Origin of the sequence: Micromonospora antibiotica, assembly GCF_017599305.1 — a bacterium.
GTDB lineage: Bacteria > Actinomycetota > Actinomycetes > Mycobacteriales > Micromonosporaceae > Micromonospora > Micromonospora antibiotica.
This window is the reverse complement of sequence record NZ_JAGFWR010000001.1, coordinates 807,842-828,306: the sequence shown is the minus strand read 5'-3', so window position 1 is coordinate 828,306 and position 20,465 is coordinate 807,842. Positions and strand designations below refer to the sequence as shown.

At 72.1% G+C, this 20,465-nt stretch carries 18 protein-coding genes, 1 tRNA gene and 2 pseudogenes; 8 read left to right on the top strand and 13 right to left on the bottom strand.

The window, feature by feature from the left end; translation table 11 throughout:
- The first annotated feature begins 62 nt into the window (after positions 1-62).
- Positions 63-554 carry an NUDIX domain-containing protein gene (locus JQN83_RS03870; protein WP_208565590.1) on the top strand — a complete coding sequence of 164 codons (492 nt, stop codon included), beginning with the start codon at positions 63-65 and terminating at the stop codon, positions 552-554.
- Positions 555-784: 230 nt separating this feature from the next.
- On the opposite strand, the gene JQN83_RS03865 is transcribed toward JQN83_RS03870, so the two are convergent.
- Entirely contained in the window at positions 785-2,461 is a 1,677-nt protein-coding gene (locus JQN83_RS03865; RefSeq protein ID WP_208565589.1) for an MDR family MFS transporter, read from the bottom strand.
- 176 nt (positions 2,462-2,637) lie between these two features.
- Positions 2,638-3,180 (bottom strand): type 1 glutamine amidotransferase domain-containing protein, encoded by a 543-nt coding sequence (locus tag JQN83_RS03860; RefSeq protein WP_208565588.1) that lies wholly within the window; start codon positions 3,178-3,180, stop codon positions 2,638-2,640.
- 122 nt (positions 3,181-3,302) lie between these two features.
- Between JQN83_RS03860 and rfaE2 the strand changes: the two are divergent.
- Together rfaE2 and JQN83_RS03850 are read left to right on the top strand one after the other, a co-directional pair.
- Positions 3,303-5,057: pseudogene (gene rfaE2, locus JQN83_RS03855) on the top strand (D-glycero-beta-D-manno-heptose 1-phosphate adenylyltransferase); the annotation flags it as partial.
- 206 nt (positions 5,058-5,263) lie between these two features.
- Positions 5,264-6,175: a glycosyltransferase family 2 protein gene (locus tag JQN83_RS03850; RefSeq protein ID WP_208565587.1), complete on the top strand. Its 912-nt coding sequence runs from the start codon at positions 5,264-5,266 to the stop codon at positions 6,173-6,175.
- Between the two features lie 172 nt (positions 6,176-6,347).
- Here JQN83_RS03850 and JQN83_RS03845 read toward each other — a convergent pair whose 3' ends face one another.
- From JQN83_RS03845 to JQN83_RS03835, 3 genes are read right to left on the bottom strand one after another with little or no spacing between them, the layout of a single operon-like run.
- Positions 6,348-7,478 (bottom strand): glycosyltransferase family 9 protein, encoded by a 1,131-nt coding sequence (locus JQN83_RS03845; RefSeq protein WP_208565586.1) that lies wholly within the window; start codon positions 7,476-7,478, stop codon positions 6,348-6,350.
- An 8-nt stretch (positions 7,479-7,486) separates the two neighbouring features.
- Positions 7,487-8,056: an Hsp20/alpha crystallin family protein gene (locus JQN83_RS03840; protein WP_208565585.1), complete on the bottom strand. Its 570-nt coding sequence runs from the start codon at positions 8,054-8,056 to the stop codon at positions 7,487-7,489.
- Entirely contained in the window at positions 8,053-8,559 is a 507-nt protein-coding gene (locus JQN83_RS03835) for a DUF2231 domain-containing protein (protein WP_208565584.1), read from the bottom strand. Before JQN83_RS03835 ends, JQN83_RS03840 begins: the two co-directional genes overlap by 4 nt.
- A 138-nt stretch (positions 8,560-8,697) precedes the next feature.
- Between JQN83_RS03835 and JQN83_RS03830 the strand changes: the two genes are divergently transcribed.
- On the top strand, positions 8,698-9,318 hold the full coding sequence (locus tag JQN83_RS03830; RefSeq protein WP_208565583.1) for a pyridoxamine 5'-phosphate oxidase family protein: 621 nt from the start codon (positions 8,698-8,700) through the stop codon (positions 9,316-9,318).
- Positions 9,319-9,367: 49 nt separating this feature from the next.
- Here JQN83_RS03830 and JQN83_RS03825 read toward each other — a convergent pair whose 3' ends face one another.
- The 3 genes from JQN83_RS03825 to JQN83_RS03815 all read right to left on the bottom strand — a co-directional run bounded on the left by JQN83_RS03825 (position 9,368) and on the right by JQN83_RS03815 (position 11,065).
- Entirely contained in the window at positions 9,368-9,955 is a 588-nt protein-coding gene (locus JQN83_RS03825; protein ID WP_307798981.1) for an HAD family hydrolase, read from the bottom strand.
- A gap of 113 nt (positions 9,956-10,068) precedes the next feature.
- Complete coding sequence (locus JQN83_RS03820; protein ID WP_208565582.1) at positions 10,069-10,221, bottom strand: hypothetical protein; 153 nt, start codon at positions 10,219-10,221, stop codon at positions 10,069-10,071.
- Positions 10,222-10,432: 211 nt separating this feature from the next.
- Positions 10,433-11,065 (bottom strand): TetR/AcrR family transcriptional regulator, encoded by a 633-nt coding sequence (locus tag JQN83_RS03815; protein ID WP_307798980.1) that lies wholly within the window; start codon positions 11,063-11,065, stop codon positions 10,433-10,435.
- A gap of 144 nt (positions 11,066-11,209) precedes the next feature.
- Between JQN83_RS03815 and JQN83_RS03810 the strand changes: the two genes are divergently transcribed.
- Together JQN83_RS03810 and JQN83_RS03805 are read left to right on the top strand one after the other, a co-directional pair.
- A complete protein-coding gene (locus tag JQN83_RS03810) occupies positions 11,210-11,758 on the top strand; it encodes an SRPBCC family protein (RefSeq protein ID WP_208565580.1) in 549 nt (182 codons plus the stop codon).
- Positions 11,759-11,814: 56 nt separating this feature from the next.
- Positions 11,815-12,177 carry a hypothetical protein gene (locus JQN83_RS03805; RefSeq protein WP_208565579.1) on the top strand — a complete coding sequence of 121 codons (363 nt, stop codon included), beginning with the start codon at positions 11,815-11,817 and terminating at the stop codon, positions 12,175-12,177.
- Positions 12,178-12,232: 55 nt separating this feature from the next.
- On the opposite strand, the gene JQN83_RS03800 is transcribed toward JQN83_RS03805, so the two are convergent.
- The 4 genes from JQN83_RS03800 to JQN83_RS03785 all read right to left on the bottom strand — a co-directional run bounded on the left by JQN83_RS03800 (position 12,233) and on the right by JQN83_RS03785 (position 17,255).
- Positions 12,233-12,727: a hypothetical protein gene (locus JQN83_RS03800; protein WP_208565578.1), complete on the bottom strand. Its 495-nt coding sequence runs from the start codon at positions 12,725-12,727 to the stop codon at positions 12,233-12,235.
- Positions 12,727-13,245, bottom strand: coding sequence for a SigE family RNA polymerase sigma factor (locus JQN83_RS03795; RefSeq protein WP_208565577.1), 519 nt, complete (start codon positions 13,243-13,245; stop codon positions 12,727-12,729). The genes JQN83_RS03800 and JQN83_RS03795 overlap by 1 nt, the downstream gene beginning before the upstream one ends.
- A gap of 120 nt (positions 13,246-13,365) precedes the next feature.
- Complete coding sequence (locus tag JQN83_RS03790) at positions 13,366-14,085, bottom strand: hypothetical protein (RefSeq protein WP_208565576.1); 720 nt, start codon at positions 14,083-14,085, stop codon at positions 13,366-13,368.
- Positions 14,086-14,426: 341 nt separating this feature from the next.
- Positions 14,427-17,255 carry a DUF7933 domain-containing protein gene (locus JQN83_RS03785; protein WP_208565575.1) on the bottom strand — a complete coding sequence of 943 codons (2,829 nt, stop codon included), beginning with the start codon at positions 17,253-17,255 and terminating at the stop codon, positions 14,427-14,429.
- Between the two features lie 477 nt (positions 17,256-17,732).
- Between JQN83_RS03785 and JQN83_RS32755 the strand changes: the two are divergent.
- Positions 17,733-17,867, top strand: a pseudogene (locus tag JQN83_RS32755) (site-specific integrase); the annotation flags it as partial.
- A 437-nt stretch (positions 17,868-18,304) separates the two neighbouring features.
- Here JQN83_RS32755 and JQN83_RS03780 read toward each other — a convergent pair.
- Positions 18,305-18,378 (bottom strand) — tRNA-Thr (locus JQN83_RS03780).
- A 112-nt stretch (positions 18,379-18,490) separates the two neighbouring features.
- Here JQN83_RS03780 and JQN83_RS03775 point away from each other — a divergent pair.
- A complete protein-coding gene (locus JQN83_RS03775; protein ID WP_307798978.1) occupies positions 18,491-20,386 on the top strand; it encodes a metallophosphoesterase family protein in 1,896 nt (631 codons plus the stop codon).
- Positions 20,387-20,465: the final 79 nt, after the last annotated feature.

The window sequence follows — 20,465 nt, the reverse complement described above, 5'->3', positions numbered from 1 at the left end:
GTCACACCTTGGGAACCCCCGGAACGCCGAACCCCTCCCCGGATGGTGCGTAGATTGTCCGGGTGAGTATCTCCTGGGCCGACTCGTACGTGGGACAGCTACGCGCCCTGGCCGGCGATCGGACGCTGATGTTCGTCGGCGCGCGGGCCGTGGTACGCGACAACGCCGGCCGGGTGCTGCTGATCCGCCGCTCGGACAACGGCCAGTGGGCGCTGCCGGCGGGCGCGATGGAACTCGGCGAGTCGATCGCCGACTGCGCGGTCCGCGAAGTCCGCGAGGAGACCGGCCTGCGCGCCCTGCGGGTCAGCGCCTTCGCCCTCTACACCGGCCCCGACCGCACCCACACCAACATGTACGGCCACACCTACCAGATCTTCACCACCGCGTTCCGGGTCGACGACTGGGACGGCGAACTCACCCGCGTCACCGACGAGACCACCGACGCCGCCTTCCTGCACCCGCACGAGTTCCCCGCCCCGCTCTCCCTCTCGGTCCCGGAAACCCTCGCCGACCTGACCGTCTTCGACCAAACCAACCGCCTCATCCTCAAATAGCCCCCCACCCTCACCCTCCCGGCCCCCGCCCCGCCCTCGCCGAGAGCAGCCTCTCCACCTGCACCCGCTTAGCCCACTTCACCCCCATTCCCGCCCCGGTGATCAAGAGGTTTACGTCAACATCCGCGCGATTTCTGACGCAAACTTCTTGATCACCGGGGCGGGGGCGGGGTGGGCGGGGGGTGGGCGGGGCGGGGGGTGGGCGGGGCGCGGGATGGGGTGGGGCGGGGTTAGAGCATGGTTTGGGATTTGGCGTTGAGGTCGGCGGCGGCTTCGTCCTTGGACTCCTTGGTCAGGGGCTTGCCGCCGGGGGCGGGGGCCTTGCCGCCGAGGGGGTCGACGCCGCCGGTGGCGCCCTGCGGGCCGGCACCCCGGAGCTGGTCGTTCGGCAGGGCCAGGGTGACCAGCACGGCCACCAGGGCGATCAGGCCGGTGGTCAGGAACACCAGGTGCAGCGACTCGACGAAGGACGCCTGGATGGCCGCCCGGACCGGGCCGGGCAGGGCCAGGATGGTCGCCGGGTCGTTGATCGAGATGCTGGTGCCGCCGCTGGCCGCGACCGCCGTCTGCTGGTCGGCGGGGAGTTGGGCGATCGCGCCGGGCAGCCGGTCGGCGAGCCCGCTGGCGAGCCGGGTGGAGAGCACCGCGCCCAGGATGGCCACCCCGAACGAACCGCCCAGCGACCGGAAGAACGTCGCCGAGGAGGTCGCCGCGCCGAGGTTCCGCACGTCCACGGCGTTTTGTACGCCGAGGATCAGCGACTGCATGCACAGGCCCAGCCCGACGCCGATCACCACCATGTAGCCGAACGCCGCCCAGAGCGAGCTGTCCACCTGGAGCCGGGTGAACAGCAGCATCCCGGCGACCAGCACCACCGAACCGGCCACCGGGAACCACTTGTACCGGCCGATCCGGCTCATCGCCCGGCCGGTGACGATCGAGGTGACGATGATGCCGGCCATCATCGGCAGCATCAGCAGGCCGCTGCGGGTGGGCGAGGCGCCCTTGACGATCTGCAGGTAGAGCGGGATGAAGATGATCGATCCGAACATCACCAGACCGAGCACGAAGCCCGCCGAGTTGGCCAGCGCGAACGTCGCCGAGCGGAACAGCCCCAGCGGCAGGATCGGTTCGGTGACCCGGGCCTCCTGGAGCACGAACGCCACCCCGAGCACCGCACCCGCCACGAACAGCCCGATGATCGTCGGCGAACCCCAGGCGTACGAGTTGCCGCCCCAGCTCAGCGCCAGCAGCAACGCGCTCACCCCGGCGACCAGCAGCGCCGCGCCCAACCAGTCGACGGTGTGCTCCCGCCGCTCGAACGGGATCAACCGCAGCACGTGGTAGCAGACCACGATCGCCAACAGCGCCAACGGCACGTTCAGATAGAAGATCCACCGCCAGTTGGTCTCGGCGAAGTAGCCGCCGACCAGCGGCCCGGCCACCGAGGAGACGCCGAAGACCGCGCCGAACAACCCCTGGTAGCGGCCCCGTTCCCGGGGCGACACCACGTCCGAGATGATGGTGAACGCCAACGTCATCAGGCCACCCGCGCCGATGCCCTGCACGCCCCGGGTGACGATCAGCTGGGTCATGTCCTGCGACAGGCCGGCCAGCAGCGAGCCGAGCAGGAACGTGCCGATCGAGAAGAGGAAGACCGGGCGGCGGCCGTACAGGTCGGCCATCTTGCCGTAGAGCGGGGTGGAGGCGGTCGAGGCGAGCAGGTAAGCGGTGACCACCCACGAGTAGTGGTCGATCCCGCCCAGCTCGCCGACGATGGTGGGCAACGCCGTACCGACGATGGTCTGGTCCAGCGCGGCCAGCAGCATGCCGGTCATCAGGCCGAACATCAACAGGCGCAGCTGGCGGGCCTGGAGCACCGGGCTGCCGTGGGTCTGGGCGGTCATCCCGCCTTCTTTCCCGCTCCCCCGCGAACATGCCTACCCACCGGAGGAAACCTGCCCGCGGGCCCGCCCGGCACCGACGGGCACGCGGGCCACCGGGGACCCGCCTGCCCGTCGGGGGTACGCCCCAGGCGGGCACGCGGGCCACCGGGGACCCACCTGCCCCTCGGGGGTACGCCTCAGGCGGCGAACCGGTCGACGAGCGCGGCGCAGAACGCCGGGAGGTCGTCGGGGTTTCGGCTGCTGACCAGGTTGCCGTCGGTCACCACCTGCTCGTCCACCCAGGTCGCACCGGCGTTGGTCAGGTCGGTACGCAGGCTCGGCCAGCTGGTGATCCGACGACCGGCCACCACACCCGCCTCGACCAGGGTCCACGGGCCGTGGCAGATCACCCCGACCGGCTTGCCGGCCGCGAAGAACGCCTGCACGAACCGGACCGCGTCCGGGTCGGTACGCAGGAAGTCCGGGTTGGCCACCCCGCCGGGCAGCACCAGCGCGTCGTAGCCGTCGGCGTCCGCGTCGGCCGCCGTCACCGCCACGTCGTACGTCTTGCCCTGGTCCAGATGGTTGAAGGCCTGGATGGTGCCGGGCTTGAGCGATACCAGCTCGGCGGTCGCGCCCGCCTTCTCCACCGCCTCACGCGGCTGGACGTACTCGACCTCCTCCACGCCGTCGGTGGCGAGGAACGCGATCCGCTTGCCCTGCAATGTCGTGGCTGCCATGTCGGTTTTCCCCTCTCCGGATACCTCTGGTCGGTTCCCGGGGCGTAGGGCCCGAAACGTGACCCTGGTCGCCGGGCATGGCAGAGGGTTTGGCCTGGTCGGCGCGGGGGACCCCGGTGGGCATGGCAGGAGCAGCAGCGGAACAGCGCCGGCTCGCCACCGTGGTGGAGAGCTGGCGGGACCGGGCCGTCCTCGTCGTCGGCGACGCCATGCTCGACGAGTGGCGCTTCGCCGAGTCGGAGCGGCTGTGCCGGGAGGCGCCCGCGCCGATCCTCACCCTGCGTCGACGCATCACCGCCGCAGGTGGGGCCGCGAACACCGCGGTCAACGTCGCCACGCTCGGCGGAAGGGCGCTGCTGGTCGCCCCGGTCGGGGCGGACGTGGCCGGCGACGAACTGCACGACTGCCTGGACCGGGCCGGCGTCTGGGACCGTACGGTCGGCGAACCGCACCGGCCGACGCCGGTGAAACGCCGGATGCTGGCCGGCAACCAGATCCTGCTCCGGGAGGACTCCGGCGAGCCCGACGAACCGCTCGACGACGACGGTGTCGCCCGGCTGCTCACCGCCCTGAGCTGCGCCACCGAGGAGCTGCGGGCGGTGGCCGGCGGGGCCGCGCCCACCCTGGTGGTCTGCGACTACGGTCTCGGCGCGCTGCCCGCCCCGGTGCGCGCCTGGCTGTTCGCCCACCGGCACCGGTACGCCACCGTCGCCCTGGACGCCCACGACCTGGCCGACTGGCGGGGGCTGAACCCGACGGTGGTCACCCCCAGCTTCGCCGAGGCGACCCGGCTGTTGGCCCGCGCCGCCGCCGGCTTCGGCGCACCGCCCACCCCGACCCGTACCGGCGGCACCGGCCTGCACCTGGACCACCCGCCGAGCGATCCGACGGACGGGCCGTCGGAGCTGGTCGTGGGCACCGCCCCGGGTGGGGTCGGCCGGGCACCGGCCGGCCCGACCGGCGAACCGACCCCCGGTGAGGGGCGGGTCGCGATGACCGGCGACGGGTTGAGCGTGACCGGGGCCGGGGTGACCGTCAACGCCACCGTCGGGGAGGGCGTCGACCGGGCCGAACTGGCGCAGGCGCGGCTGGCCGAGCTGCGCGCGCACACCGGCGCGGACGTCGTCGCGGTGACCCTGGACACCGAGGGTGCCATCGTCGGCGGCGCGGACGGCGCACACCGGCGCAGCCACAGCACGCCCGTCCCGGCCAGTCACGCCGTCGGCGCGGGGGACGCCTACCTGGCGGCGATGACCCTCGCGCTGGCCGCCGAGGCGTCGCTGCCGACCGCCGCCCAGTTGGCCCAGCTCGCCGCCACCATCACCGTCTCCGACACCGGCACCTGTGTGTGCCGTTGGGAGGACCTGCTCGACGCGCTCGGTGGCGCACCCGACGGCACCGCCCATCCGACGCTGGTCGGCACCGGCGAGCTGGACGCGATCGTCGCCGACCACCGGCGGGCCGGCCGGTCGGTGGTCTTCACCAACGGCTGCTTCGACGTGCTGCACCCCGGTCACGTGCGCTACCTGGAACAGGCGCGGGCCCTGGGGGACCTGCTGGTGGTCGCGGTCAACTCCGACTCCAGCGTCCGCCGGCTCAAGGGTGCCGACCGGCCGGTCAACCCGGTCGAGGACCGGATCACCCTGCTCGCCGCGTTGTCCTGCGTGGACCACGTGGTGGTCTTCCAGGAGGACTCGCCGGTCGGCCTGATCGAGGCGGTCCGCCCCGACGTGTACGTCAAGGGCGGCGACTACCCACCGGAGATGGTCCCGGAGGCGTCGCTGGTCCGCCGGCTCGGCGGTCAGGTACGCACCCTCGGCTACGTGCCGGACCGGTCCACCTCGGCGATCATCGACCGGATCCGCGCCCAGGCCGCCGAGGGCGCCGCCGACCAGGCCACCCGGACCACCGCCGGCCGGGCCACCCACACCGCCGGCCGGGCCGCCGCCGACGGTCGTGCCGGGGCGGTACGACCCGCCGTCGACCCGTCGGCGGCACCCGGCCCGGAGCCGACGCCCCACCCGACCCCGACCCCGACCCACCCGACCCCGACCCCGACCGCGCAGAGCCTGGGCAGGACCCCGTGAACCGACCGCTCGACCTCGGCACGCCCGGGGAGTTCCGCCGACCCCGTCGGCTCGACGTGCTGATCCCCACCCGCAACCGCCCGGCCGAACTGGCGGTCACCCTGGCCGGGCTGGCCGCCCAGGTCGAGGTCCCCGACTTCGGGGTGGTGGTCAGCGACCAGTCCGACGACGACCCGGCGTACGCGCATCCGGCGGCGGCCACCATGGTCCGGGCGTTGCGCCACCGGGAGCACCCGGTGCTGCTGACCCGGCGACTGCCCCGGCGCGGGCTGGCCGAACACCGGGCGTACCTGCTGGACCGGTCGGTGGCCCGGTACGTGCTCTGCCTCGACGACGACGTCTGGCTCGAACCGGGCACCCTCGGTCGGCTGGTCACCGCGATCGGGGAACTGGGCTGCGGGTTCGTCGGCAACGCGGTGCACGGCCTGTCGTACGCCGACGACGTCCGCCCCGAGACGCACGGGCACTACGAGGAGTGGGACGGGCCGGTGGTGCCGGAACTGGTCCGCCCCGACACCCCGCAGTGGCAGCGGGCCGCCATCCACCCGGCCGCGAACCTGCTGCACGTCCAGCAGGAGGTGGGCCTGCCGCCGGGGGCGTGGCGGGCGTACAAGATCTCCTGGATCGGCGGTTGCGTGCTCTACGACCGGGCGGCGCTTGTCGACTCGGGCGGCTTCGAGTTCTGGCGGCGGGTTCCGGCGAACCACCAGGGCGAGGACGTCGCCGCCCAGCTCGCGGTGCTGGCCCGGTACGGCGGCGCAGGTGTGCTGCCCAGCGGCGCCTACCACCTGGAGTCACCGACCACCGTCACCGAACGTGCCGTCGAGGCGTGGGAGGTGGTCGCCGCCGACACCACACGGCAGACCACCACGCGTCCGGCCCGCGCCGACACCACCCAACCGGCCTGACCCGGCCCGACGCCGCACAACCAGCCCGGGGGGCACCGGCCAACTCGACCCCGGCCGCCGGTCGCGGTGAGGGCGGTCAGGGGCGCGGGCGGTCAGGGGCGCGGGCGGTCCGGGGTGCGGGCGGTCAGGGGCGCGGGCGGTCCGGGGTGCGGGCGGTCAGGGGTGCGGGCGGTCAGGGGGCGGTCACCGCGCCCGGCCCGGGGTGGAGCAGGTCGGCGGCGGCTTCGAGCACCTCGACCACCGGCACGTCGGCGACGAACGAGTCCCGGTGCGGGCAGTTGCCGTCGCCGGGCCGGTGCGGATAGATGCCCGGGGTGCAGTCGACCCCGCAGACCGGGCAGCGCGTCGTCCAGGCGGCGATCGGGCGGTGCCGGCCGCGCAGCGGGGTCGCCCCGTTGATCATGTTGCCGACCCAGTAGACACCCACCGTCGGGGTGCCCACCGCACCGGCCAGGTGCAGCGGGCCGGTGTCGTTGGAGACCACCAACGCGCAGCCCGCGTACGCGGCGGCCAGCCCGCCGAGGCTGAGCGTGCCAACCTGGGGACGGACCGGCACCCCGGCCGCCGCGACCACCTCGTCCACCACCGCCCGCTCGGCAGGGGTGCCGGTGACCAGCACCTCGTACCCGTCGTCGTGCAGGGTCCGGGCCACCTCGGCGAACCGCCGCGCGGGCCAGCGCCGCCGGGTGTCGCTCGCCCCGGGGTGCAGCGCCACCCGGGGCCGGTCCGGCTCGCCAAGCACCGCCCGCGCCTGCGCCCGGTCCGCGTCGGTCACCGCCAGCGTCGGTACGACGGTGACCGCACCCGCCCCGACCAGGGCCACCACCTCCAGGTAGCGGGTCACCTCGGGCTGGTAGTAGACGTAGCGCAGCCAGCGGTCCAGCGGTGGGGCGTCCTCGGCGCGCAACCCGGCGGTGACCCGGGCCCCCAACCGGCTCATGACCGGATTCGAGTTGGCTCCGCCACCGTGCACCTGCAACGCCAGGTCGTAGCCCTCCCGGGCCGCGTCGGCCAGGAAGTCGTCGAGCGACCCGGGCGGCTCGTCGGGGCCGGGCTCGCGGATGCCGGGAGCCGGTGGGACGACCAGCACCCGGTCGACCGGGCCGGGCCGGTCGCGCCACAGCGTCGCGTGCCACGGCGCACCGAACAGCACGATCTCCGCCGTCGGGTACGCCGCCCGCAGCGACTCCAGGGCGGGCAGCAGGAAGATGAGGTCGCCGAGCGCGTTGGCGCGCAGCACGGCGATCCGGGCCACGTCGGGCACCCGCTCGCCCAACGGGCCACCCAGTGCCGGGCTGTCCACCGGGGCCCCTACGGCCGGTCGAGCGGGTCGACGGCGGTGTCCGGGTGGTGCAGTTCCCGGTCCGCCGCCGGGTCCACGCCGGTGGGCGTACCGGTGCGGGTGGGGCCGGGCGGGTAGCCGGCGCGGCCGACGGTGATGGTGCGCGGCGTGGGCCGCGCCGCCCGGGGCAGGTGGACCCGGAGCAGGCCGTGGTCCATCACCGCGTCGATGGCGTCGGGGTCGACCCGCGACGGCAGGTCGACCCGGTGTTCGAAGCTGCGGGTCTCGACCCCACCGGGGATGCCCTGGTCGGCGTTGACCTCGGCCTCCGACCGGGCCCGGACGCAGAGTTCCCGGTCGTCCAGCTCGACGGCGACCTCCTCCGGGGCCACCCCGGGCAGCCGCACGGTGACCTGCCAGCCGTCGGCGACCTCGGTCAGCTCGACGTCGGGCGACACACCCCGGCCGCCGGCCAGCCGGCTCAGCTCGGCGCGCAGCGCCTGGAGTTCGCCCGTCAGGTCCCCGCCCTGCTGACGGCTGCCCCGGCCCGGCTGCTCCCCGCCCTGCTGGCGGCTGCCCCGGCCCGGCTGCTCCGTCATCGCACCTCTCCCACCGGTCGGCTGGCCGGGACGGGCCGCAGCGAGCTGGGGGCGTCCAGGCCGGCGTCGGGGTCGACGCCCACCCCCAACCGGTCGACCAGTTCCCCGCCGAGCCAGGCGCTGACGCCGAGGATGGCCAGGCCGACCACCTCGATGGCGATCAACGCGCCACCGGCCGCCCGGGAGTCGGCGTTCAACCGGACCGCCCAGACGGCGGCGAAGAGCAGGATCACCGCGACGTTCGCCGCCGCGTGGGTGAGCGCCACCCGCTTCGCCCGGGTGCCGGCCGGGATGGCCAGCAGGTCGAACGCGCCGGCCACCGCGGCCAGCAGACCACCGACCAGGCCGACGGTGATGTTCCAGTACGCCACCTCGGCGAGGAAGTCGGGGCCGCCGACCGTGTCCACGACGTCGAAGAGGGTGCCGGTGACCAGCAACGCGACCGGGAACATCACCAGCATCGGATGCACCGGGTGCCCGAGCACCTTCAGTCGGCTCTCCATCGCGGGCCCTCCACTGCTTCGTCCGGGGGCAGGGTGCGCCGGTCGGGGACAAACCGGCTCGCCACGCCCGCATAGGCTGCGTACGGCGGCCGGTGTGCCACCGCCCGCCACCGAGATCAACGGACGGGGGAGGCGGACGTGACGGTGGAGATCACCTCACACGAGGAGCTACGCGCGCTGCTGGGGGCACCGATGCCCCGGGCGGCGGCCAAGGAACGCACCGTGCTGCACGAACGGGACCGGCAGTGGTTGGCCGCCTCGCCGTTCTGCCTGGTCGCCACCGCCGGCGCGGACGGCAGCTGCGACGTCTCCCCCAAGGGCGACCCGCCCGGCTTCGCGCTGGTGCTCGACGACCGGACGATCGCCGTCCCGGAGCGGCCGGGCAACCGGCGGGCCGACGGCTACCGCAACATCCTCGACAACCCGCACGTCGGGCTGATCTTCCTGATCCCGGGTCGGACGGACACCCTGCGGATCAACGGCCGGGCGAAGCTGGTGCGCGACGCGCCCTACTTCGACGACATGCTGGTCCAGGGGCACCGGCCGGTGCTCGCCGTCGAGGTGGCCGTCGAGCAGATCTTCTACCACTGCGCGAAGGCGTTCCTCCGCTCCGAGCTGTGGCAGCCGGAGACCTGGCAGCCGGACACGCTGCCGTCCCGCGCCCGGCTGGTCAAGGAGGTCGAGACGCCGACCGAGAGCCTGGCCGATCTGGAGCGCTACTACGGCCCGGCGTACGCGGAGAAGCTCTACCGGGGTTGACCGCCGGGTCCCGGGCCGGCGGTGGTCGGGGCCGCCGGCCCGACCGGGTTCAGCGTTGCCAGGGCGGCGGGACGCGGACCGAGGCCATGCCCGCCGCCGTCGCCGCCGCGACCCCCAGGTCGGTGTCCTCGAACACCAGACACTGCTCCGGCGGTACGTCGAGCAGCCGGGCCGCCAGCAGATAGCACTCCGGGTCCGGCTTGGCCCGCGCGTAGTCCTCCGCGCAGACCAGCACGTCGAACCGGTCGAGCAGGTCGAGCGCGGACAGCGAGGCGGTCACCGATTCCCGGGTGCTGCCGGAGACCACCGCGAACGGCACCCGCCGGTGTGCCCGCTCGATGTGCGCCAGCACCCCGGGCACGGCGGTGAGCTGCGGCAGGAAGGTCTGATAGGCGTCCTCCCGGCGACGCGCCACCACGTCGACCGGCATGGCCAGCCCGTGCCGCGCGTTGAGGTCGACGACGATGTCGGCCACCGGCCGGCCGCCCCAGGCGTAGAAGAGGTCCTCGGGCAGGTCGCAGCCCCACTCGTCGAGCGCGGCCCGCCAGGCCAGGTGGTGCACCGGCATGGAGTCGACGATGGTGCCGTCGCAGTCGAACAGGTAGGCCCGGAAGTCGCCGGGCGGCAGGGGCAGCACGGGCCCAGGATAGCCACGCCGGGACCTGCCCCTCTCCCACCGGCCGTCTCCCCCGGCCCTTCCCCACCGACACGCGACGACCGGGCTGCGTGGTGGGTGGGGCTGCGGTCCGGTCAGTGGTCCGGGTCGGTGCGGGTCAGGTCGCGCAGCGCGTCCTGCGGGGCGGCGCGGCGCAGGTAGTCGCGGCGCATCCGGCGACGGTCACGCCGGCACCGGCCGCACGCCCAGGGTAGCGGCCACCACCGGCCACAGAAGGCACATCTCATCGAGGGGTCCCGTCCTCGTAAGCGTACGGTGGCTGACTGCTCACATTAGTCGTGCCGGGCCACGGGCACCGACCCGTGCCGACGCGCGGTGGCCGGAGCGCAGCCCTGCACCGGCGCGGACGCCCCCGTGGGCGTCCGCGTCGGCGGCCGGCAGGGGCGGCCGGCGTCGGCGGTCGGGGCAGGCGGGCGGCGTCAGCGGTCGGGGCGGCGGTCAGCGGCCGAGGAGGTCGTCGATCTCGTCGTCGAACAGCAGCGCGGGGTCGAATCCCATGTCGGCGAAGTGGCCGGCGAGTTCCAGGGACAGGACGCCGTGCACCCGGGTCCAGAAGGCCAGCGCCTGCCGCAGCGCGGCAGCCGGCACGGTCGGGTCCCCGGCCCAGCCGCGATGGTCGTCGAGGTGGGCCTCGATCCGCCGTCCGGAGGGCTGGACGTCGCGTCTGCGGTAGGCGTCGACGACCGTCGCCATGATCTCGGCCGAGATGGCGGTGGTGTCGTCGGGAGCGTGGTAGCCGGGCACGGGCGTACCCCAGATCAGCAGGTAGCGCTGCGGATCGTCCAGGGCCCAGGCCCGCACGGTGTGCGCCAGTCCGGCGACGTCGGCACCGGCGTCGGCGGCGGTCCGGAGCGCGTCGGCGAGGCTGCGGTACGCGTCGCGGATCAGGGCGGTGATCAGCTCGTCCCGACTGGCGAAGTACCGGTAGAGGGCCGGGCCGCTCATCCCCAGTTGCTCGGCGATCGCCTTGAGGGACAGCGCCGACACCCCGGTCGTGGCGAGCTGCTCCCAGGCCCGTTGTTTGATCTCCGCCCGCACCTGGGCGCGGTACCGCTCGCGCGGACCGGTCACGTCGGCACCCATGGACCCCCCGTTCGCACACCTACCATCACGACAGTTACAGGCTATCACTTCCGCTATTGACCGAAGTTCCCTGAAGTTATAGGGTCTAACTCATGCGACACGACGTCGTGAAAATGAGAGAGGTGGAGTCAGATGGCATCGACCACGAACCAGCCGGTGATCGCCTGCGACGGGCAGGGCGTCGACCCGACGGCCCGCATCCGGTACCGCGCCGAGATGCTGATCGACGCGTCGCTGCACACCGTCTGGCACCTCCAGACCGACGTCGAGAACTGGCCCTCCTGGCAGGCCCCGGTCACCACCGTCGCCCGCCTCGACGACGGCGACCTGCGCGCGGGGTCGGCGTTCCGCTGGACCACGCCGGTCCCGGAAACCCCGATGACCCCGGCGACGATGCTGACCATCACCTCGACCGTCACGCAGCTGACGCCCTACCGGTGCATTCGCTGGGCCGGCCCGGGGACCGGCGACGGACTCCACATCGACAACGGCGTCCACGTCTGGACCTTCACCGAGGTCCCCGGCGGCGTCCTCGTCCGCACCGAGGAGACCTGGACCGGCGCCCAGGTCGAGGCCGACGTGGCAACCTCCACCACCTACCTCGGGTACGGGCTGCAGGCGTGGCTGGCCGACCTCAGGACCGCCGCCGAGAAGGCGGAAGCCGGGCGGACCCGCCCCTGAGCCCGCCCACCGGACGCCGTCCCGTCACCCGACCCCTCGCACCGGAAGGAACCACCATGTCCCATGCCCCGCCTGCGCTCGCGAACCCGGGTGCCCTGCCCCGCTCACGACCCCTCGTCATCAGCGCCTGGGCGGTCGCCGTCCTCGTCGCCGTCCAGTTCGCCATGGTGGCCGTCGTCCCGGTGGCGATCGCGCTGGTCACCGTGCTGCGCCGCGACGCCCTCCGCCCGCTACGGTGGTGGGCCGTCGCACTCGGCGCGGCCTACGGCGCGGGTCTGGCGCTCTGGGCGATCGGCCCGGACCGCGCCCCCAGCCTGTCGAAGAACCTCCACCCCGGGCACGAGGTCGTCATCGTCGTCCTCGGCACCGCCCTCGCGGTCGCCTACCACGCCCTGCGCAGACGCCACGGTGCCCGCTGACCGGGCAGCCGTTCGCCCGCCCTGGCCCGGCCGGGCGTTCCCCGGGGGTCTGCGGTCAGGAGGTGCAGAACGGGGCCGGCTGGGTGAGGCCGAGCTTCTTGCAGTCCCACCCGGCACCCTGGTCCTGGTACCGCCAGCCCACCTCGGCCGTGTAGTGGAACAGGTAGCGGATGTTGCCGCCGGACGGGCGCTTCACGTCGGCCGTCGCCCAGGTCTGCACGCACTGCACCTGCGGGGATGCGAAGGACCAGTCCGGTGGCAGCTCGACCAGGCTGCCGAGGGTTTCGACCGACGGACAGTCGGGTTGCCCGGGTCCGGCACCACTGGGGGCGGCGGCGGGTGTCGACGCGTCGGGCCGGTGACCGGCGACGAAGGCGACCGTACCGCCGATGGCGAACACCACCGTTGCGGCGGCGACGCCGGTGGCGATGGTCGCCCGCCGCTGCGTCTGCCGCGACCGGCGCAGGGTCCGCTCGTACAGGTCGGCGCTGCCGCCGTACTCGCTCAGATCAGACATGGCCTGACGCAGCGGCCCGAGGTCGTCGGTCATCAGGCCTCCTCCAACACGGTCGAGAGCAGTTCGGGCGCGATCTGCCGCATCCGGGCCAGTGCCTTACTGGTCTGACTCTTGATCGTGCCGACCGAGCACTGCAACAGATGCGCGGCCTCGGCCTCGCTGCGGTCCTCGAAGAACCGGATCACCAGCACCGCGCGCTGCCGCTGGGTGAGCTGGGCGAGAGCCTGGTGCAGGGCCAGCTTGAGATCGGTCCGGTGGGTGTGGTCGCTGCCGGGCTGCGCCACGTCGGCCAACTCCCCGGGCAGGGACTCGGCCACCCTGCGTCGCCGCCACCAGCTCACCTGCTGGTGGTACATCGCAGTGCGGGTGTACGCCTCGAAGTGCCCCGGATCGCCCAGCCGCCGCCGGCCCCGATGCGTACGGGCCAGGGCGTCCTGCACCAGATCCTCGGCGAGGTGACGGTCACCGGTCAGCAGGAACGCCGTCCGCAGCAACGCCGGCGAGCGGGTCTGCACGAACTCCCGGAACTGGTCGTCGATCGACTCCGCCATGCCCCGCTCGTGCCCCCTGGTGCCGCACAGATTGTCAGGGCGCGGCGGCGATGCGACCGGCTGACTGTGGCGCACACCGTAGCCAGTGTGCGCCACAGCGCGCAACCGCGACCACTCTGGTCAGTCGGAGATGCAGAACGGGGCCGGCACGGTCAGACCCAGGTCCTTGCAGTCGTAACCGCTGCCCTCGCCGTAGTACTTCCAGCCCGTACCAGCCGTGTGGTGGAACAGGTAGACGCCGTCACCGGCCTTCGGACCCTGCGGCGCGGCCCCCGCCCAGTCCTTCACACACTCGACCTTGCCGAAGGTCATCCCCTTCGGCAGCTCGACCAGGGATTCCAGCATGTTCACCGAAGGACACGAGGGACTCGTGGTCACCGGCTTCGTCGCCGCCGGCTTCGTCGTCGGCTTCTTCGTCGCGGGCGCCGAATCCGAGATGCAGAACGGGGCCGGCACGGTCAGACCCAGGTCCTTGCAGTCGTAACCGCTGCCCTCGCCGTAGTACTTCCAGCCCGTACCAGCGGTGTAGTGGAACAGGTAGACACCGTCACCCGCCTTCGGACCCTGCGGCGCGGCCCCCGCCCAGTCCTTCACACACTCGACCTTGCCGAAGGTCATCCCCGCCGGCAGCTCGACCAACTTCTGCAAGGTGCTCGCGGAGGGACAGTCGGCACTCTTGACATCCCCGGCCGTCGTGATGTTCACCGTGGACGTCGGACTCGGGGTGCCGCTCGCCGGAGCGGACGCCGTCGAGCCGGGACCGGATTCCTCGGTGGCGCCGCAGGCGGTCAGGGCAAACAGAACGGTGACAGCGGGCAGCAGCAGACGACGTGCGGACATATTCGGGCCCCTATGGATCGTGGCGATCGTTGCTTACATCCGGGTACATGCGATCCACCGCCCGCAGGTTGCCGCCCCCACAGCTCTTTCTCAGAATTTTCTCGGCGACCCGTACGCCCCGGCACGGACCCGTGGCCGGAGCCCGCCCGCGCCCACCCGGACCGGGTCGGGTCGGGTCGGACGGCGCCGGTGGCGAGAGTCGCCCGCCTGCGAAGAATCGACACTGCCGAGCCGAGAGCCTGGACGACCTTGCCCAGGCACAGGGCGTGGCACCGGTACGTCGGGTCGATGAGGCTCGCCTCTGATCACGGACATGATGCACTCGTGACTCGGACCCGCGCCTAGGCTGCGTGGCGCCTACGCCGGGCAGCCCGGTAGCTCATCCCGATCAGCACCGCACCGAGGCCGATCATGGCCAGTGCGACGGTAGCGTAGCTCGCGCTGTCGCTTCCGGTGACGGGCAGGATGCCCTTACGGACCGTGAGGCTTGCCGATGCAGGAGCACCCGGGCCGCTCTCGACCGAGGTGGCGGCCGTGGTGTTGACCTTCTTACCGGTGGTCTTGCCGGTGACGTTCACCGACACCGTGCAGGTCCCGCCGGGCGACAGGGTCGCCCCGGCCAGGCTGATGCTGCTGCCGCCGGGAGCTGCGGTGACCGTGCCGGAAGCGCAGGTGGACTGCGCTGCGGCGGGAGTGGCGACCACCAGCCCCGCAGGGAGGTTGTCGACGAAGCCGACACCGGTCAGCGGCACATTCCCGTTGGGGTTGCCGAGAGTGAAACTGAGCGTCGTCGTCCCGTGGAGGGCGATCGTGGCATCCCGGAAGGCCTTGGTGATCGTCGGTGCGGCGAAAGCCCCGACGATGAGGTTCGCCGAGGCGGGGGCACCCGGGCCGCTCTCGTTCGAGTTCACTGGGCCGCTGGTGTTGACCTTCGTGCCGCTGGTGGTGGCGGTGACGTTCACCGAGAAGGTGCAGCTCCCACCGGCTGGCAGGGTCGCGCCGGTCAGGCTGATGCTGCCGCCACCGGCGGTCGCCGCGATCGTGCCACCACCGCAGGAGCCGGTCAGGCCGTTGGGGGTGGCGACCACCAAGCCGGCGGGAAGTGCATCGGTGAAGGTGACGCCGGTCAGCGTGGTGTTCGTGTTGGGGTTGGTCAGGGTGAAGCTCAGCGCCGTCGTCCCGCCCGCCGGGATGGTCGCGTCACCGAACGCCTTCGAGATCGTCGGCGCCGCGATGACGGCTGGGCCGACCGCGACGCTTGCCGAGGCAGGGGCACCCGGGCCGCTCTGGACCGAGGTGACGGGGAGCGTCGTGTTGACCTTGGTCCCAGTGGTCGTACCTGTGACGTTCACCGACACGGTGCAGGTCGAGCCGGCTGGCATGGTGGCGCCGAACAGGCTGATGCTGCTGCTACCGGCAGTCGCCACGATCGTGCCGGAGGCGCAGGTGGTCTGCGCGCCGTTGGGCGTGGCCACCACCAGCCCCGCAGGGAGGTTGTCGACGAAGCTGACACCGGTCAGCGTGGTGTTCGTGTTGGGGTTGGTCAGGGTGAAGCTCACCGTCGTCGTCCCGTCGAGCGGGATGGTGGGATCCTCGAAGGCTTTGGTGAACGTCGGTGCGGCGGCCACCCTGACCGTGATGCTCGCTGCGGCGGGGGTTCCCGGGCCGCTCTCGTTCGAGTTCACTGGGCCGCTGGTGTTGACCTTCGTGCCGCTGGTGGTGGCGGTGACGTTCACCGAGAAGGTGCAGCTCCCACCGGCTGGCAGGGTCGCGCCGGTCAGGCTGATGCTGCCGCCACCGGCGGTCGCCGCGATCGTGCCACCACCGCAGGAGCCGGTCAGGCCGTTGGGGGTGGCGACCACCAAGCCGGCGGGAAGCGCGTCGGTGAAGGTGACGCCGGTCAACGCCGTACCCACGTTGGGGTTGGTCAGGGTGAAGCTCAATGCCGTCGTCCCGCCCGCCGGGATGATCGCGTCATCGAACGCCTTCGCGATGGTCGGCGGCGCGACGGCAGCGGCACCGACCACGACGGTCGCCGAGGCGGGGGCACCCGGGCCGCTTTCCGTCGAGTCCACCGGGCCGCTGGTGTTGACCTTCGTGCCGCTGGTGGTGCCGGTGACATTCACCGAGAAGGTGCAGCTCCCACCGGCTGGCAGGGTCGCGCCGGTCAGGCTGATGCTGCCGCCACCGGCGGTCGCCGCGATCGTGCCACCACCGCAGGAGCCGGTCAGGCCGTTGGGGGTGGCGACCACCAAGCCGGCGGGAAGCGCGTCGGTGAAGGTGACGCCGGTCAGCGTGGTGTTCGTGTTGGGGTTGGTCAGGGTGAAGCTCAATGCCGTCGTCCCGCCCGCCGGGATGATCGCGTCATCGAACGCCTTCGCGATGGTCGGCGGCGCGACGGCAGTGGCACAGAACGGCCGCGTGATTGTGTTGTGGATCAGGGTGACGGCCCCGTTGCGGGCCAGGACCCGCCCGGCGACGGTTGCTCCCTCACCCAGCGTCGCCGACTGCAACGCCAGGATGGTCCCGACGAAGACGGTCCGGGTGTTCAGCGTCGCCGAACTGCTGACCTGCCAGAACACGTTGCACGGCTGGGCGCCGTTGATCAGGCTGACCCGACTGTCGACGGCGGTGATCAAAGACGATCCCGCCTGGAAGATGAACACCGAGTCGGGATCGTTCTGCCCGTCGAGGGTGACGGTGCCGGTCAGCGACATGGTGGCGGGTGACGTGTACACCCCGGGGACCAGGGTCTGGCCGCCGAGGTCGGCGCTCACGATACTGGTCGTGGGCTCCGCCGCCGCGAAGTTGTACGCGGTGGTCAGATCGGACTGGGCCTGCATCGCCTGGGTGTCACCGACGTGGATCGCGCCGTTGACCACGGGAGCGCCGGTGACCGACGTGCCCGGCCAGACCCCCAGGTCCCCGTTGATGGTCGAAGGACCGACCGGGGGCGGGACGTCGGTGACCGCCTGACCGGCCAACACCCCGTAGGTCTCGGCGGTGCCGAGCGGGACCGTGGTCTGGGCCCAGGCCGGCGAATCGACGAGCCCGACCATCATCGTCGTGGCTGCAACCGCCCCCGCCATCACCAAGGCCGTACGACGACGGCGTACGCGACACGCGCGAGCCAAGCGAATCACCGACACTGAAATCTCCCCGCCAATCAAGATCCCGTCCCCGGCAGGAGGCAGCGCGCACAAGCTGTCAGCTCGCGTCCTGCCGGGTGACAAACGCCCGAAACACCTCGCTCGCAGAGTATCCAGGCAAAACGGATAAGATGGAGGTAAACGGCATAAAGCTCTGAGATTGGCAGCCTGCACGAACGCGCAATCTCGTGGCAGGCCATGAAGACGTGGAGGGCCACAGGCCCCGACATCACGTCGAAGATGCGCCGAATCCTGGACCTCTACGACCACCCACCCGCCGACGGCAGGGTGCTCTGCGTCGACGAGTTCGGGCCGCTGAAGCTGCAGAGCTCAAAGCTGCCGCCCTCTCGTGACTACCTGGCCGCACTCGCCGACAACGGCCTACTCCAGGCGGACAGCAGACCTGGAGTACACCCTGCCCGCCGTCGTGTTCGGCTTCTTCGACATCGACCCACCCCTCTCCCACGAGGTACAGCTCGACCTGCCGGACAAGGCCCATCCCGGAACGACACCTGGCTGTCACCGCAAAATGTGCGCCGCCAGTGGCGTCAAGCCCGCGCCGACGCCGGCCTCGAACGGGTCACCCCGCACACCTTCCGCAAGACCGTCGCCACCCTGATCGACAAGGAGGCACCGTACCTAACGAGTGGCCTGTCGTTCGCCTCAGTACTCCAGCCACACCTGGTGGAGTCGGTGTATTCGCTGGTAGTGGGCTGTTTTGGCGCAGTGCTGGTGTCGTCGTCGCCATCGTGACCATCGATGGATGTGGTCGAAGGCTCCGGTGGTGGTGATCAGGTGTGCCAGCCGACGGCGGACCTCGCCGAGGGTGAGAGGGATGAGGCTGTCATCGGATTCGGCGCCCCCTTTTCGCTTGGGCGGCGGCGACAGGTCCGGAGACAACTGGCCCTACGCCTCAAGATCGCGGGAGGCGCCGGGCTAAGTAGACCCTGCACCTCCGCTGGCAGGTGAGCGGAACCTGATCGTCGGCAGGGTTTTCGGGGGGCGATTCAAACCCCATCGATGAAAATGAAGCCCTGACCAGCGAACCCGCCGGTCAGGGCATCACTCTGAGCCGCCTGACGGAATCGAACCGTCGACCTACGCATTACGAGTGCGTCGCTCTAGCCGACTGAGCTAAGGCGGCAACGATCATCGAGTATACGGTACGGTCCCCGACGGAACCGAGAGGGTTCCGGCGTCGGGTGACCCGGACATCATGGGACATCGGTGTCGTGCGGGACGACTAGGCTGCTCCGGTGAGCGACGACCACGTCACCCCCGACGGCCCCGCCACCCCCGACGGCCCCGCCACCCCCGACGGCCACGCCACTTCCGGCGGCCCCACCACCCCCGACGGCGGTGGACAGAGCGTCGACGACCGCGCTTCGGCCGGTCCCGGCCCCGTCGACGCCCCGGCGGACCGCGCCGCACCGCACCCGACCGTCGCTCCGGACGCCGAGCACGCTCCCGGTGAGCGGGCCGTCCGCAGGCCACGGGGCATTGATCCGGTGGAGCTGGGTTTCACTCCCCGTAAGCCGGTCCCCTGGCTCGCGCCGTTCCTGTTGATCAGCACCGGCATCCGTACCCTGCTGGCGATGCTCTTCGGGGCGTACCTCGACAAACGGGAGTTGCAGAACGCGCTCGACGCGCGGATCGGCGCGCAGGTCGGCCCGGACGGTGGGCTGTGGCTGGACTACGTGGCCGACCTGGGCGACGGCTTCGACGCCACCTACTCGGTGGCGTACCTGCTGGCCCAGCCGGAGCTGACGGTCGACGGGCACCGGCTGCCCCGGGCGCAGACCCTGGTGATGGGGGGCGACCAGGTCTACCCGTCGGCGGCCTACGAGGCGTACGAGGACCGGTGCAAGGGGCCGTACCAGGCGGCGCTGCCGGTGGCCCCGCCGCAGCGGCCGACGCTGTTCGCGGTGCCCGGCAATCATGACTGGTACGACGGGCTGACCGCGTTCCTGCGGCTGTTCGTCCGCTCCCGGGACCGCAACTTCGGCGGCTGGGGCACCGGCCAGTCCCGGTCGTACTTCGCGGTGGAACTACCGGCCGGGTGGTGGCTGCTCGGCCTGGACGACCAGTCGGGGTCCTACCTGGACGACCCGCAGCTGTCGTACTTCGACGAGGTGGCCCGCCGGCTCGGCCCCGACTCCCGGGTGATCCTGGCGGTGCCGGCACCGACCTGGGTGAAGTCCGTCGACCATCCCACCGCGTACGACTCGATCGACTACTTCGTCCGGACGATCATCGCGCCCACCGGCGCGCACGTGCGGCTGCTGGTCTCCGGCGACCTGCACCACTACGCCCGGTACGCCGGCCCGGAACGACAGTTGATCACCTGCGGCGGGGGCGGCGCGTACCTGTATCCGACGCACACCCTGCCCGAGCGGATCGAGGTGCCCCCGAAGGACACCCTGTCCCGCCGGGCCAGCCGCACCCGCGCGTACGACCTGGTGGCCCGGTTCCCCGACGCGGCCCGCTCCCGCCGCTACGGCTGGGGGATCTTCCACCGGCTGCCCCGGCGCAACCCGGGTTTCGGGACCCTGCTCGGCACCCTGCACACGCTGCTGATGCTCGCCATGGCCGGGGTCGCGGCCAACCGGACCGGCACCGAGCAGCGGCTGTTCAGCGTCCCGTTGGTGATCATGTTGGGGGTGACGCTGCTCAGTGCGGCGTTCTTCGCCCAGCCGCCCAGCGCCAGCGGGAAACGGCACGTCCGGCACTGGCTGCTCGGCATCGGTCACGGGCTGGCGCACGTGGCGCTCGCGGTCGCCGGCACCTGGGTCTGGCTGCACCTGCCGTTCTACCACTGGCCGTGGCCGCTGCCGGCAGTCGCCGCCGCCGTGGTCTACGGCCCGGTGATCGGGCTGGCCGCCACCCAGGTGGTGGCCGCATACCTGCTGGTGGCGGGCACCTTCGGGGTCAACGTCAACGAACTCTTCGCCGGGCAGGGCATCGAGGACTCGAAGTCGTTCCTGCGGATGCGCATCGACCCGGACGGCACGCTGACCGTCTATCCGATCGCCGTCGACCGGGTCTGCCACGACTGGCAGCTCAACCCCGACCAGTCCCCCACCGCCTCCTGGCTGACCCCCCGCACCCCACTGACCCCCCACCTGGCCGAACCCCCGATAACCCTCACCTGACCCCACCCACCCCCGCCCTCCGCCCGCCCGCCCGTCGATGTTGATCAAGAGGTTTGCGTCACCAGGCGCGATCAAACTG